The organism is Streptomyces sp. CNT372 (assembly GCF_000377145.1).
The window spans coordinates 158027-172537 of the sequence record NZ_KB897783.1 but is presented as its reverse complement, the minus strand read 5'-3'; the positions used below and the strand labels follow the sequence as shown (position 1 = coordinate 172537).

11 protein-coding genes are annotated in these 14511 nt (G+C 74.8%); 7 read left to right on the top strand and 4 right to left on the bottom strand.

Going from position 1 to position 14511, the window contains the following annotated elements; genetic code table 11:
• Positions 1-10: 10 nt before the first annotated feature.
• On the bottom strand, positions 11-2605 hold the full coding sequence (gene hrpB, locus C593_RS0117855) for an ATP-dependent helicase HrpB (RefSeq protein ID WP_018848672.1): 2595 nt from the start codon (positions 2603-2605) through the stop codon (positions 11-13).
• 215 nt (positions 2606-2820) lie between these two features.
• Positions 2821-3645, bottom strand: coding sequence for a class I SAM-dependent methyltransferase (locus tag C593_RS0117850; protein WP_026277802.1), 825 nt, complete (start codon positions 3643-3645; stop codon positions 2821-2823).
• A gap of 409 nt (positions 3646-4054) precedes the next feature.
• Between C593_RS0117850 and rpsA the strand changes: the two genes are divergently transcribed.
• The 4 genes from rpsA (at position 4055) to C593_RS0117830 (ending at position 7943) form a co-directional block, all read left to right on the top strand.
• A complete protein-coding gene (gene rpsA / locus C593_RS0117845; protein ID WP_018848670.1) occupies positions 4055-5548 on the top strand; it encodes a 30S ribosomal protein S1 in 1494 nt (497 codons plus the stop codon).
• 264 nt (positions 5549-5812) lie between these two features.
• Complete coding sequence (locus C593_RS0117840) at positions 5813-6697, top strand: PAC2 family protein (protein ID WP_486591152.1); 885 nt, start codon at positions 5813-5815, stop codon at positions 6695-6697.
• A 128-nt stretch (positions 6698-6825) separates the two neighbouring features.
• Positions 6826-7425, top strand: coding sequence for a dephospho-CoA kinase (gene coaE, locus C593_RS0117835; protein WP_018848668.1), 600 nt, complete (start codon positions 6826-6828; stop codon positions 7423-7425).
• 152 nt (positions 7426-7577) lie between these two features.
• Positions 7578-7943 carry a tetratricopeptide repeat protein gene (locus tag C593_RS0117830; protein ID WP_018848667.1) on the top strand — a complete coding sequence of 122 codons (366 nt, stop codon included), beginning with the start codon at positions 7578-7580 and terminating at the stop codon, positions 7941-7943.
• 67 nt (positions 7944-8010) lie between these two features.
• Here the strand turns inward: C593_RS0117830 and C593_RS0117825 are convergent, their stop codons facing one another.
• Positions 8011-8268, bottom strand: a complete 258-nt coding sequence (locus C593_RS0117825) for a DUF6343 family protein (protein WP_026277801.1) — start codon at positions 8266-8268, stop codon at positions 8011-8013.
• A 275-nt stretch (positions 8269-8543) separates the two neighbouring features.
• On the opposite strand from C593_RS0117825, the gene C593_RS0117820 reads away from it, so the two are divergent.
• From C593_RS0117820 to C593_RS0117810, 3 genes are all read left to right on the top strand, one after another.
• Positions 8544-11441, top strand: a complete 2898-nt coding sequence (locus C593_RS0117820) for a DEAD/DEAH box helicase (RefSeq protein ID WP_018848665.1) — start codon at positions 8544-8546, stop codon at positions 11439-11441.
• Complete coding sequence (locus C593_RS0117815) at positions 11438-12901, top strand: SWIM zinc finger family protein (RefSeq protein ID WP_018848664.1); 1464 nt, start codon at positions 11438-11440, stop codon at positions 12899-12901. The genes C593_RS0117820 and C593_RS0117815 overlap by 4 nt, the downstream gene beginning before the upstream one ends.
• A 151-nt stretch (positions 12902-13052) precedes the next feature.
• Complete coding sequence (locus C593_RS0117810; protein WP_020610345.1) at positions 13053-13805, top strand: chaplin; 753 nt, start codon at positions 13053-13055, stop codon at positions 13803-13805.
• Here the strand turns inward: C593_RS0117810 and C593_RS29960 are convergent.
• Complete coding sequence (locus C593_RS29960; protein ID WP_078521639.1) at positions 13763-14494, bottom strand: DUF2293 domain-containing protein; 732 nt, start codon at positions 14492-14494, stop codon at positions 13763-13765. The two genes, C593_RS0117810 and C593_RS29960, sit on opposite strands and share 43 nt — an antisense overlap.
• Between the last annotated feature and the right edge of the window lie 17 nt (positions 14495-14511).

The window sequence follows — 14511 nt, the reverse complement described above, 5'->3', positions numbered from 1 at the left end:
CGTCGTGGCGCTACTCCTCCCCGTGCGCCCGGCGGGACATGGTGTACCGGGTCGGCCGCGCGGTCGACGGGTCCTCGGGCCAGGGGTGCTTGGGGTACCGCCCCCGCAACTCGGCCCGCACCGCGCGGTAGCCGTCCTGCCAGAACGAGGCCAGGTCCGCGGTGACCGCCGCGGGCCGCCCGGCCGGAGAGAGCAGGTGGACCAGCACGGGGGTACCCGCCACCTCCGGTGTCCGTCGCAGCCCGAACAACTCCTGGAGCTTGACCGCCAGCACCGGCTGATCCGGACCGTAGTCCAGCCGGACCCGGGAGCCGCTCGGCACCTCGATCCGCTCGGGGGCGAGTTCGTCCAGCCGGGCGGCCTCGCCCGTGGCCCACGGCAGCAGCCGCCGCAGCCCCTCCCCGGCGGATATCCGCGCCAGGTCCGCCCGCCGCCGGGCCCGGGACAGCTCCGGCTCCAGCCAGTCGTCCGGCCGCTCCAGCAGCGCCCCCTCCGACACATCCGGCCACGGCGGCCCCACCACCCGGTGCAGGAAGGCGAGGCGCTGCCGCAGCCCCTCCGCGTCCCGCGACCAGTGGAGCAGCCCCAGGCCCTCGCTCCGCAGCCCGTCGAGCAGCGCCTCCCGCACCAGAACCCGGTCCGGGGCGTTCAGCCGCCGGGCTCCCAGCTCCACGGCGCCCAATCGCTCCACCCGCCGCGCGACCACATCGCCCTCCGCCCAGCGCACCTCCTCGAACGCCGTCAGCAGATGGGACGCGGCCTCCCGGGCCGTCTCCTCGTCCACCACCGCCCCCAGCCGCACCCGGGCCGAGGCGGCCGAGACCGGCCGGTCCGCGACCGCCACCGCGAGCCACGGCGCCTTGCGCAGCCCGGACTCCCCGCTCAGCTCGGCCCGGGTGCCGGAGGCCATCAAGAACGCCCCCTCGCCGCGAGCGCGCGCCACCCGCTCCGGGAACGCCAGGGCCGCGACCACCCCCGCCGCCGTGTCCCGACCGGACGCCTCGCCTCCGGCCCGGTCACCCCGGTCCGCCGCCGAGGACCCGAGCCCCGCCCCCGAACCGGCAGCCGCCGTCGTCGCCGCCGTCACGGACGACAGGGCCGACTCCAGCCGGCGGGCCTCGGCGCGCCAGCGCGTCCCGTACGCGTCACCGCCCCGCCGTGCCGCGCGCCACGCGGCGGACAGATCGTCCCCGTACTCCCGGGGTGGTTCCTCGCTCAGCAGTGCGACGACCTCCGCCGTGCGCCGTGCCCCGAGGCGGGGCGCGCCGTCCAGCAGCGCCCGGGCGAGTCGCGGGTGGACACCGAGCCGTGCCATCCGCTCGCCCCGCACCGTAGCCCGGCCGCCCTCGTCCACCGCCCCCACCGCGGCCAGCACCGCCCGGGCCGCCGCCATCGCACCCGCCGGCGGGGAGTCCGGCAGCGCCAGCCCGCTCGCCTCCGGATCGCCCCAGCAGGCCACCCTCAGTGCGAACGAGGCGAGGTCCGCGATGCGGATCTCGGGGGAGGGGAAGCGCGGCCTGCGAGTGTCCTCCGCGGCCGCCCAGCAGCGGTACACCACCCCACGCGTCTCGCGGCCCGCCCGCCCCGCCCGCTGCTCCGCGCCCGCCGCCGAGACGGGCACCGTGGTCAGGGACCCCAGACCCCGGGCGTGGTCCACTCTCGGCTCCCGGGCGAGACCGGAGTCGACCACGATCCGCACCCCGGGCACGGTCAGACTGGACTCGGCCACCGAGGTCGCCAGCACCACCCGCCGGCGCTCCCCGCCGCGCAGGACCGCCTCCTGGACAGTGGCCGGTGCGCGGCCGTGGAGTTGCAGGACCTCCGCCCCCACTCCGCCGAGCATCCCCGCCGTCCGCGCGATCTCGCCCGTGCCCGGCAGGAAGCACAGGACGTCGCCGTCATGGCTGGTGAGGGCCGAGCGCACCGTGGCCGCCACGTGCGCCAGGAGCCGGGAGTCCACCCAGGTGCCGTGGGGCGGCCGGATCCCGGACGGCGGCGGCGCGTGAAAGACCTCCACGCCGTGGCCGGCCTCCTCACTGCGGACGACCGGCGCCGGACCCGCCCTCTCCTCCGCCGCCAGCAGCCGGGACCACAGCTCGGTGTCGGTGGTGGCCGAGGCGGCGACGAGCAGCAGTTCGGGCCGCAGGGTGGCCCGGACGTCGGCCAGGAACGCCAGGGCGGTGTCGGCATCCAGATGGCGCTCGTGGCACTCGTCCAGCAGCACGGCGTCGACGCCCGGGAGTTCCGGGTCGCGCTGGAGCCGTTGCAGGAGGACACCCGTGGTGACCACCTGGACCCGGGTGCGGGGGCCGGCCCGGCGCTCGCCGCGCACCGAGAAGCCGACCTCTTCCCCGACGTCCTGCCCGAGCAGCCAGGCCATCCGCCGCGCGGCCGCCCGCACGGCCATCCGCCGGGGCTCGGCCACTATGACGCTCCGCCGCGGCCCCTCGCCGGTCAGACCGGCCAGCGCCAGCGGCACCAGCGTGGTCTTGCCGGTGCCGGGCGGGGCGTGCAGGACCGCGCTCCCGCTGCTCTCCAGTGCGGAGAGCAGCGCGGGCACGGCACGGCGGACGGGGAGACGGTCGAGTGCGTCGTTTCGGATCACGTCATCAGTCTCGTACGGGCGCCGGGTCGCCGTTCCGCGTTGTCCACAGAGACCGTTGATCATGTGCTTGTACGACTGGCCGACGGCCTCGGGGAGCCTGCGGGCAGACCCCACGGCCCCCATCCCCCAAGCCCGAGCACCTCAGCCCTGAGCACCTCAGTCCCGGGCCCCTCAGCCCTGAGTGCCTCGGTCCTGGGCCCCTCTTCCCGGGCCCCTCAGTCCCGTTCGCAGACGAAGATCGCCGTGCCGGGGATCAGATTGCCCCGCAGCGGGGACCAGCCGCCCCACTCCTGCCCGTTCCACGCCGGCCACTCCGGCTCGACCAGGTCCACCAGGCGGAACCCCGCCGCGACCACGTCCCGGACCCGGTCGCCCAGGGTGCGGTGGTGCTCCACGTAGACCGCCTCGCCGTTCCCGTCCTGCTCCACGTACGGGGTCCGGTCGAAGTAGGAGGCCGCGACGGTCAGGCCCTCAGGGCCGGGTTCGTCGGGGAAGGCCCAGCGGATCGGGTGCGTCACCGAGAACACCCACCGTCCGCCGGGCCGCAGCACGCGGCGGACCTCGCGGAACACCCCGGCCGGGTCGGCGACGAACGGCACCGCCCCGTACGCCGAGCAGGCCAGGTCGAAGGAGCCGTCACGGAAGGGGAGCGCCCCGGCGTCCGCCTCGACCAGGGAAAGGCCGCCGACGCCACCGCCGGGACCGCCCCCGATGCGCAGCGCGTGCTGGAGCTGGCGGTGGGAGAGGTCGAGCGCCACCGGCCGGGCTCCCTGGGCGGCCAGCCAGCGCGAGCACTGGGCGGCGCCCGCGCCGATCTCCAGGATCGAGAGCCCCTTCAGCGACGGCGCCGGGCCGAGGAGTCCGGCCTCCGCCTCGTCCAGCCCCTCGGGTCCCCATACGAAGCGGTCGTCGCCGAGGAACGAGCCGTGGTTCTGCTGGTACTCGTCTGCGTTCCGGTCCCACCAGCCGCGCATTGCCCGGCTGCTCTCCGCTTCCCCCGCGTCACGCCGGGTCGCTTCCGGTTCGAAATCTTGGCTCATCGTCACCGTCGTTGTAGTTTTCGTACCGCCACCGCGTGGCCGCCCCCGCGTCGAACGCGCCGCTTCGCGCCGCCTCGCACCGGACGGTCGTATGGGCCGGTCCTACCGGACACCGTGGCCTCGGCGGACATGAATTGTGCCGGGAATGGGGCGTTCCGCCCCGGGTGGGCGGCTTCGCGCATTGACCGCCCCCGGCGGCCCCCGTATGCTACAAGTTGCGCTGCGGGCCTGCGCGCCTCAGACCGAGCAGGCCGCGCTCGCAACTGTATGTATGTCCCCTCGGTTCACGAGGCGCCCCGGGAGTTCCCGGTCGGCGCTTCCTAGGCTGTCCGACTTCTGCAGCTGCGGCACGGGCTCTCGGCGTAGCAGTACCTACGACTTCAATGTCCGTACCGGAGCCCTTTCCCACATGACGAGCAGCACCGAGACCACCGCCACCACCCCGCAGGTTGCGGTCAACGACATCGGTAACGAGGAAGCCTTCCTCGCCGCGATCGACGAGACGATCAAGTACTTCAACGACGGCGACATCGTCGACGGCGTCATCGTGAAGGTCGACCGGGACGAGGTCCTGCTCGACATCGGTTACAAGACCGAAGGTGTCATCCCGAGCCGCGAGCTCTCGATCAAGCACGACGTCGACCCGAACGAGGTCGTCAAGGTCGGCGACGAGATCGAGGCCCTGGTTCTCCAGAAGGAGGACAAGGAAGGCCGCCTGATCCTCTCGAAGAAGCGCGCCCAGTACGAGCGCGCCTGGGGCACCATCGAGAAGATCAAGGAAGAGGACGGCATCGTCACCGGTACCGTCATCGAGGTCGTCAAGGGTGGTCTCATCCTCGACATCGGCCTCCGCGGCTTCCTGCCCGCGTCCCTCGTCGAGATGCGCCGTGTCCGCGACCTCCAGCCCTACGTGGGCAAGGAGCTCGAGGCCAAGATCATCGAGCTGGACAAGAACCGCAACAACGTGGTCCTGTCCCGCCGCGCCTGGCTCGAGCAGACCCAGTCCGAGGTCCGCCAGACGTTCCTCACGACCCTGCAGAAGGGTCAGGTCCGCTCCGGCGTCGTCTCCTCGATCGTCAACTTCGGTGCCTTCGTGGACCTGGGCGGCGTCGACGGCCTGGTGCACGTCTCCGAGCTGTCCTGGAAGCACATCGACCACCCGTCCGAGGTCGTCGAGGTCGGCCAGGAGGTCACCGTCGAGGTTCTCGACGTGGACATGGACCGCGAGCGTGTCTCCCTGTCGCTGAAGGCGACGCAGGAGGACCCGTGGCAGCAGTTCGCCCGGACCCACCAGATCGGCCAGGTCGTTCCCGGCAAGGTCACCAAGCTCGTTCCGTTCGGTGCGTTCGTCCGCGTGGACGAGGGCATCGAGGGTCTGGTGCACATCTCCGAGCTGGCCGAGCGCCACGTGGAGATCCCGGAGCAGGTCGTCCAGGTCAACGACGAGATCTTCGTCAAGGTCATCGACATCGACCTCGAGCGCCGTCGCATCAGCCTCTCGCTGAAGCAGGCCAACGAGTCCTTCGGTGCCGACCCGGCCTCGGTCGAGTTCGACCCGACCCTGTACGGCATGGCCGCGTCCTACGACGACCAGGGCAACTACATCTACCCCGAGGGCTTCGACCCCGAGACCAACGACTGGCTCGAGGGCTACGAGACCCAGCGCGAGGCGTGGGAGACCCAGTACGCCGAGGCGCAGCAGCGCTTCGAGCAGCACCAGGCCCAGGTCATCAAGTCCCGCGAGGCCGACGAGGCCGCCGCTGCCGAGGGTGGCGCCGCCGCTCCGGCCGCCGCGCCGACCGGTGGCTCCTACTCCTCGGAGTCGGACGACAACTCCGGCGCCCTGGCGTCGGACGAGGCGCTCGCCGCCCTGCGCGAGAAGCTGGCGGGCGGCCAGAGCTGACGCTCCGGCCCCGGCTGTCGCACGCTGAAGCGAGGCCCGCTCCCCTTCGAGGGGGCGGGCCTCGCCGCGTTCCCGGCCCCCTCGCGGCGGTTCCTCCCGCCCTGCCGCTCACCGGGCGGTAATCCGGGCCCGTTGACCTCCGTGGCCCGGGAATGCCCCTCCGTCACCGGGCGTTGACGCAAGCGGACACGAGGAGGAGCGGTAATCGTGCTTGATCCGCAGGGACTGTACGAATGGGACCCCAAGGGGCTCGCGGTCGTCGACATGGCTCTCGCGCAGGAGTCGGCCGGCCTGGTCATGCTGTACCACTTCGAGGGCTACATCGACGCGGGGGAGACGGGTGAGCAGATCGTCGACAACCTGCTCGGCACGCTCCCGCACCAGGTCGTCGCGCGGTTCGACCACGACCGGCTCGTGGACTACCGCGCCCGCCGCCCGCTGCTGACCTTCCGCCGCGACCGCTGGGCCGGCTATGACGCCCCCACACTGGAGGTGCGTCTCGTCCAGGACACCACCGGCGCCCCGTTCCTCCTTCTCTCCGGCCCCGAGCCGGACGTCGAGTGGGAGCGCTTCGCCGCCGCCGTGCGCCAGATCGTCGAACGCCTCGGGGTACGCCTCTCGGTCAACTTCCACGGCATCCCCATGGGCGTCCCGCACACCCGCCCCGTGGGCCTGACCCCGCACGGAAACCGCACCGACCTGGTGCCGGGCCACCGCAGCCCCTTCGACGAGGCGCAGGTGCCCGGCAGCGCCGAGGCCCTGGTCGAGTACCGGCTGATGGAAGCCGGCCACGACGTCCTCGGCGTCGCCACCCACGTCCCGCACTATGTGGCCCGCTCCGCCTACCCGGACGCGGCGCTCACCGCCCTGGAGGCGATCACCGCGGCGACCGGACTGGTCCTGCCCGGTGTGGCGCACACCCTGCGGACCGCCGCCCACCGCACCCAGACCGAGATCGAGCGCCAGATCGGCGAGGGGGACGAGGAACTGGTGGCCCTCGTCCAGGGGCTTGAGCACCAGTACGACGCGGTCGCGGGAGCCGAGACCAGGGGCAACCTGGTCGCCGAGCCCGTCGACCTCCCCTCCGCCGACGAGATCGGCCTCCAGTTCGAGCGCTTCCTGGCCGAACGCGAGGGCGACACCGGGTGATCGGCTAGGCTGCGCTCGCCGCTCCCGGGGCGTCGGGCGGCGGGCTTCGGGCTGCCATGAGGGGCGGGCGTCCCGAGCGAGTGGCGTCCCCGAGCGAGTGAAGGGTGTGCGCGAGTGGAGGCATTGCCGTGCTGACCGTGGGCCTGACCGGTGGGATCGGCGCCGGGAAGAGCGAGGTGTCCCGGCTTCTGGTGTCGTACGGGGCCGTGCTGGTGGACGCCGACCTGATCGCGCGCGAGGTCGTCGAAGCCGGAACCCCCGGCCTCGCGGCGATCGTCGAGACCTTCGGACCCGGGGTCCTCACACCCGAGGGCACCCTTGACCGGCCCCGGCTGGGCTCGATCGTCTTCGAGGACCCCGAGAAGCGGGCCGCGCTGAACGGGATCGTGCACCCCCTCGTCGGCGCCCGCTCCCAGGAACTCCAGGCCGCCGCCGCCCCGGACTCCGTCGTGGTCCACGACGTACCCCTGCTCACCGAGAACGGGCTCGCCGGTCTCTACGACGTCGTCGTGGTGGTGGACGCGACGCCGGAGACGCAGCTCGACCGGCTGATGACGCTGCGCGGGATGTCCGAGACCGAGGCACGGGCGCGCATGGCGGCGCAGGCGGGCCGCGAGGAACGGCTCGCCATCGCCGACCACGTGATCGACAACGACGGGCCGCTCGCCGAGCTGGAGCCCCAGGTCCGCAAGGTCTGGGAGGAACTGGTCCGCCGCGCGACCGCCTGACGGGCCGGGCCACGGAACGCGGGGCCGGGCCCGTGGAACCCGGGGCTGAGCCCCTGGAACCCGGGCCGTGCCCGTGGAACCCGGGGCCGGTCCGTGGAATAGCCCCTCCGGCTCCGGTGTTCGGACCACCGGACGAGGGGAAGGATCCGAGCGTGCCCGACAGCAACCCTGAGACCCATGTCATCGACTTCCGGGCCGCCGAGCAGTTGCTCGCCGCGCGGGACCCCCGGGGTGCCGTGAAGCTGCTGGACTCGGTGATCGCCGCCCATCCCGAGAACACGGCCGCCCGACTGCTGCGCGCCCGGGCGTTCTTCGCGGCGGCGCAACTGCGACCGGCGGAGCTGGAGTTCGAGCTGGTGCTCGAACGCGAGCCGGACAACGCCTTCGCCCACTTCGCGCTGGCCCGCACCTTCGAGCGCTCCGGCCGCCCCGAGCAGGCCAAACGCCACTTCCGGCTGGCGGCGGCCCTCGACCCCAACCCGGAGTACCTGCGCGCGGCCCGTTTCGACGACGCCTGAACGCCCGGCAGGTCGACGACGCCCGCGCTCACGGCGGTGCCGGGCGCGGTGCGCAGGCGGAGCAGGGTCACTCGCGGTCCGGTTCGTACGGCGGGACGTCCCGGCCCGGCTGGTAGCGCGGCCCCTGGCGGATGTGCCGGACGACCATCACCACGTCCACGACGACCACCAGGAACAGCACACCGCAGGCCACGGCCCAGCCGGTCCGCCCCACGAGGGCGAACGCGACCGTGCCGCCGGCCGCCCAGAGCAGGCCCCACACGCCGAGCACCAGACGCATCCGCAGCGCGCTGCGGGCGGTGGCCGGCTCGTTTCCTGATCGCATGGCTGTCGCCTCCCGACTCCAGCGTGCACCCGTCACCCCCGCGGGTACCCGCCATGCGCCGCCCCTCCCGCCGGACTCGCCGGACCCTCGGCGCGCCACGCCCCGGACCGGGCGCATCGCGGCGATCAACCGACGGATACGCGCAGGTCAGCGGCGCGCGGCCGGGCATTGTCAGACCCCGCCCGTAAGGTCGTCCTTGTCGTCAGATGTGTCAGCGGAGTTCGGCGGACGGGCGCGTGAGGCGTGCCGTCCGACCGGGGGAGGAGGTGTCCGTCATGACCGAGCCCAGCGCGCCCGAGAGCGTCCGCGCGGTCGCGCCCTCCCTCCTCCGGTGCGCCGCGGTCTTCCTCCCGGGAGCCCTGCCGCGCGAGGGGCGGGTCGCCTTCTGGGCCGTGGACGGCGGCGAGGTCCCGGGCGCCGACGGCTCTGTCACCGTGGTCCGCGCCCACGGCCGGGGCGTCCGCAGCCGCACCGTGCCCGCCCGCCTGCTCGCCGTCACCGACGCCCTCCCCGTGCTCGTCGCCGCCCGCCAGACCTCCCACGCCCACCCGGCCGCCGCCTGCTGGGGCGCGGCCGCCCTGCACGCGCTGCACCTCGTGGCGCGCGGCCGCCTCCTGCCCGGTCTGACCGACACCGACCACGACGCCTGGCGGGCCGGCCCGCTGGACGCCGACGACATCGCGCAGCTGCGCGCCATCGCCGCCGCCATGCCCCCCGAGGCGCACGCCGTCCCGGTCCCCGGTCCGCCCCCGCTGCGGCTGCCCGAGCCGGAAGCCCTCGTCCGGCAGCTGTTCGACGCCGTCGCCGACGCCCTGCCCCGCACCCCGGCCGCCGCCCACGCGGCGGGCGCGCCGTTCGCCGCCACCGCCCCGCAGCACCTGCCCCACGCCCGGGCCTGGGCCGCCGAGGCCGCCGCCGGGATGGACGCGGGCGTGCGTGTCTCCCTCCGGCTCGACCTCTCGGCCTTCACCCTCTTCGACACGGCCGACCCGCCGGAGGCGGCCCCCGGCAGGGGCGGCCTCGCCAAGGAGGACGCACGGCGCAACGCGGCCGCCGCCGTCGTCCAGGTCCACAGCCTCGCCGACGCCGCACTGGTCGTCGACGCCGCCGGCCTGTGGGCAGGCGAGGCGGAGGAGCAGTTCGGGCCGCGCGCCCGGATCGACGCCCTCCTCGCCCTCCGCCGCGCCGTGCGGGTCTGGCCGCCCCTCGGCCGGCTGCTGGAACAGGACGCCCCGGACGTCCTCGCCCTCACCGAGGCCGAGCTGTACGACCTCCTCGGACCGGGCGCCGCCCGGCTGGACGCAGCCGGGATCGCCGTCCACTGGCCACGGGAACTCGCCCGCACCCTCAGCGCCGCCGCCGTGGTCCGCCCCGCCCCCGGATCGGCGACGGACGGCACCTCCTTCTTCGACAGCACGGAACTGCTCGCCTTCCACTGGCAGCTCGCGCTCGACGGCGATCCCCTCACCCCGGACGAGATGGACGCCCTCGCCGAGGCACACCGGCCGGTGGTGCGCCTGCGCGACCGGTGGGTGGTCGTCGACCCGGACCTCGTCCGGAAGGCACGCAAGCGGGAACTGGGCCTCCTCGCACCGGTCGACGCGCTCGCCGTCGCCCTCACCGGCACGGCGGAGGTGGACGGGGAGACGGTCGAGGCCGTCCCGACCGGTGCCCTCGCCGCCCTGCGCGACCGGCTCGCGTCCGGCACCGCGCCGGTGTCCCAGCCACCGGGGCTCGCCGCGACCCTGCGCGACTACCAGCTCCGGGGGCTCGGCTGGCTGGACCTGATGACCTCGCTCGGCCTCGGAGGTTGCCTGGCCGACGACATGGGACTCGGCAAAACCGTCACGGTGATCGCCCTCCACCTCAGACGCGCCCGCCCGGAGCCGACCCTCGTGGTGTGCCCGGCCTCCCTCCTCGGCAACTGGCAGCGGGAGATCACCCGGTTCGCGCCCGGCGTGCCCGTCCACCGCTTCCACGGCACGGACCGCGAACTCCCCGAGTCCGGCGGCGGCTTCGTCCTGACCACCTACGGCACCATGCGCGGCAGTGCCGAGCGGCTGGCCGGGCACGCCTGGGGGATGGTCGTCGCCGACGAGGCCCAGCACGTCAAGAACCCCCTCTCCGCGACGGCCAAGGCGCTCCGGACGATTCCCTCGCCCGCCCGGGTCGCCCTGACCGGCACCCCCGTGGAGAACAACATCTCCGAACTGTGGGCACTGCTGGACTGGACGACCCCGGGGCTGCTGGGCCCGCTCACCTCCTTCCGCGCCCGCCACGCGCGGCTGGTGGAGAGCGGAGAGGACCCGGACGCGGCCGAGCGGCTCGCCCGTCTCGTCCGGCCCTTCCTGTTGCGCCGGCGGAAGTCGGACCCGGGCATCGTGCCCGAACTGCCCCCGAAGACCGAGACCGACCACCCGGTGCCGCTCACCCGGGAGCAGGCGTCCCTGTACGAGGCCGTGGTCCGCGAGACCATGGCCGCGATCGAGGCGGCCGACGGCATGGCCCGGCGCGGTCTGATCATGAAGCTGCTGACCGCCCTCAAGCAGATCTGCAACCACCCCGCCCAGTTCCTCAAGGAGCACGGCGGCAGCGGCCCTGGCACCCGGGGCACCGGCGCGGCGGGTCCGGCCCGGCTCACCGGGCGGTCCGGCAAGCTCGCCCTGCTGGACGAGTTGCTCGACACCATCCTGTCCGAGGACGGCTCGGTCCTCGTCTTCACGCAGTACGTCGCCATGGCCCGCCTCCTCGCGGACCACCTCGCCTCCCGCGCGGTCCCCGTCCAGCTCCTGCACGGCGGCACCCCGGTAGCCGAACGGGAACGCATGGTGGACCGCTTCCAGTCCGGCGAGGTCCCGGTGTTCATCCTCTCCCTGAAGGCCGCGGGCACCGGGCTGAACCTCACCCGGGCCGGCCATGTCGTCCACTTCGACCGCTGGTGGAACCCGGCCGTGGAGGAGCAGGCCACCGACCGGGCCTATCGCATCGGGCAGACCCGGCCCGTCCAGGTGCACCGGCTGGTCACCGAGGGCACCGTCGAGGACCGCATCGCCGAGATGCTCGCCGGGAAGCGGGCCCTCGCCGACGCCGTGCTCGGTTCCGGCGAGGCGGCGCTCACCGAGCTGACCGACCGTGAACTGACCGATCTCGTCTCGCTCCGGAGGGCGTCATGACCCCGCCCCCACCACGCCCACCCCACTCGTCTCCACGGCGCCGCCGGGCCGGGGCCGCCGGGCCCGCCCGTCCGGCCTCCGACGACCTGCGCCGCACCTTCGGCGCCGAGACCTTCGGTGCCGAGACCTTCGCCGCCGGGGCGGAGGCCGACGGCGGGGCGGAGGCCGGTGGCACGGGGAGCGCCGGCACCTGGTGGGGGAGCGCCTGGGTGGCCGCCCTGGAGGACACCGCCCTCGACGCGGCCCGCCTGGAGCGCGGCCGCCGTTACGCGCGCCAGGGCATGGTCGCGTCCGTCACCGTCACACCCGGCCGGGTCACGGCCTATGTGCAGGGCAGCCGCATCCGCCCGTACCGCACCGAGATCCGGCTGCGCACCCTCGGCGACGAGGAGTGGGGCCACCTGCTCGACGAGGCCGCCGCCCGGCCCGACCACATCGCCGCGCTGCTCGACAAGGAGGTGCCGCACGCCCTCGCCGCCACCGCCGGCCTGCTGCCGGCCCCCGGCGACCTGGTCACCGACTGCTCCTGCCCGGACGACGGCCTGCCCTGCAAACACGCCGCCGCCCTCTGCTACCGCACGGCCGCCCTCCTCGACGAGGACCCCTTCGTGCTCTTCCTGATGCGGGGCCGCGGCGAGCGCCGGATCCTGGCCGACCTCGCCCGCCGCAACGCGGGCCGCTCCGCCGCCGAGCGCGCCCGGATGCCCGCCCCGCAGGCGACGGTGACCGCCCGGGAAGCGGTCCATGCCGCCGGCCGGTCCGCCCTGCCGCCGCCGTTCCCCCCGCTGCCCGGGCCCGGACGTCCCCCCGCCTGCCCGGACGCGCCCGGCGCACCCGATCCGCTCGCCCTCGACCTCCTGGCGGGTGAGGCGGCGGCCCGGGCCCACGCGCTGCTGACCACCGGAGTCGATCCGGTCGCCGGACTGACCCCGTGGCAGGACGCCGTCCGGCTGGCCGCCGCCCACCCGGGATCCGGGCTCACCGCCTCCACTCGCGCCCTCTACCGCGACCTGGCCGCCGCCACCGGCCGCACACCGACGGACCTCGCCCGCGCGGTCGCGGCCTGGCGCCAGGGCGGAGCCGTCGCGCTGGAGGTGCTGGAGGAGCCGTGGGACCCCCCGGCCGGCCCCTTCGACCGGGCACGGCCCGCACTGGCCGCGGCCGGCCTGGCGGCCTTCCGCCCCTGGCGCAACCGGCTCTCCGCCCCGGCCCTCCAACTGCGCCTGGGGCGGGACGGGCTCTGGTACGGCTATGAGTCGGACAGCGGGCGCGAGGACTGGTGGCCGCGTGGCACTCCCGGCGCGGACCCGGCCGCCACCCTCGCGACCGTCCTCGGCGGGGACCTCCCCACCCCCGACCCGGCCCCGGACTTCGCCCCCGACCCGGCCCCGGACTTCGAGGCGGGCGCGTACGAGGCCCCGGGCCCGGCCCCGGATGCCTGGTCCGACGCTCGCGCGTGACGCTCGTACGCCGCCTCCGGTTCCCGGCGTTCGAGAGTTCTCACACCAAGGGGTGAAGAACCCGATCGGCCGAACCTTCCAGCCGTGCGGCGGCGTTGAGTCCGGTGCGGGCAAGTGCCCCGCGAGGTACTTCTGAAGGCAGGGACGACGCATGAGGCAGGTTCACCGAAAGGGGCTGGTCACCGTGATGCTCACGGGTGGCGCGCTGGCCATGTCCACGGGGTGGGCGCAGGCGGACTCGACGGCGGACGGTACCGCGGCCGGTTCCCCGGGCGTCCTCTCGGGCAACTCCGTCCAGGTGCCCGTGCACGTCCCGGTCAACGCCTGCGGCAACACGGTCAACGTCGTCGGCCTGCTCAACCCGGCCGCCGGTAACTCCTGCGCCAACGTCTCACAGGGCGGCGGCTCGCACTCGGGCGGTGGTTCCCAGAACGGGGGCTCGCAGAGCGGCGGTTCACAGCAGGGCGGGGGCTCCCAGCAGGGTTCCGGCACACACAACTCCGGCGGCGGCGCCACGGCCGGCGGCGACACCGCCAACTCCCCGGGTGCCCTCTCCGGCAACGGCGTGAAGCTCCCCGTCGACCTCCCGGTCAACGCCAGCGGCAACTCGGTCAACGTCGTCGGCATCGGCAACCCCGCGGTGGGCAACACCTCCACCAATGTCCCGGGCAACCCCCCGGTGAAGCCGGCCACCCCCGCCAAGCCCACCCCGCAGAGCCCGAAGCCCGCCGCTCCGCAGAAGCCCGCCGCCCCGGCGGAGGAGCCCGCGCCCGCCGGCGCCTCCCTCGCCCAGACCGGCGCCGACTCTCTGGCCTTCGCCGTACCGGCCGGTGCCGCGATGCTCCTCGGCGGTGCCGTCCTCTACCGCCGCTTCCGCCCCGCGTCCCGCGGCGCCTCCGCCTGAGACGGAGGCCGTCGGTCTCCCGGCGGCGGCCGCGTCGCCGGTGCGGTCCGCCAGGAGGCCAGCACGGCGTCCACCGCGTCCGCCACCCGCGCCCGCGCCCGGTGGCGGGCGACCCCGGCCGCGAGCAGGGCGTCGTACGGCGTGTCCAGATGGCGCACCGAGGCCCGCACCGCCGCCGTCACCGCGCCCGGATCGAGGGCGCGTCCCGCGGCGGTCCGGCCGACCCGGCCGCTGCCCCGCACCGAGGCATGAGCCGCGATCCCCGCGGCCCGCTCCTCGGGACACCCCGGGTACAGCTGCCGGATCTCGGCGGCCAGCGCCTCGGTGAAACGGCGGTCCCCGGCCGCCCGGCGCTCGGCGTCCCGAGCGCGCCGCCGGGCCCGCGCACCCGCGTCGGCCAGGCAGGCGGCCTCCGCCGCGGCGAGCGCGGCCTGCTCCACGAGCAGCCCCAGCCGCTCCAGCCGGCCGTGGCGCCGGTCCGGCTGGACGACGACGGCGAACAGCGAACTGCGCGTGCGGGCCCGGCGCGTGAGCGCCGCGTCGCCACGCGGCAGAAAGACCAGATGGCCGAGATCGGCACAGTCCAGACAGACGGGCACACCGGCCTCCACCGTGTGCATCGGCAGCGGTCCCCGTCGGCACCCGGCGCAGTGCCGCCCCCTGCGCAGCTGGAAGACCACCGGCGCCATGGGGGAGTTCTACCCAC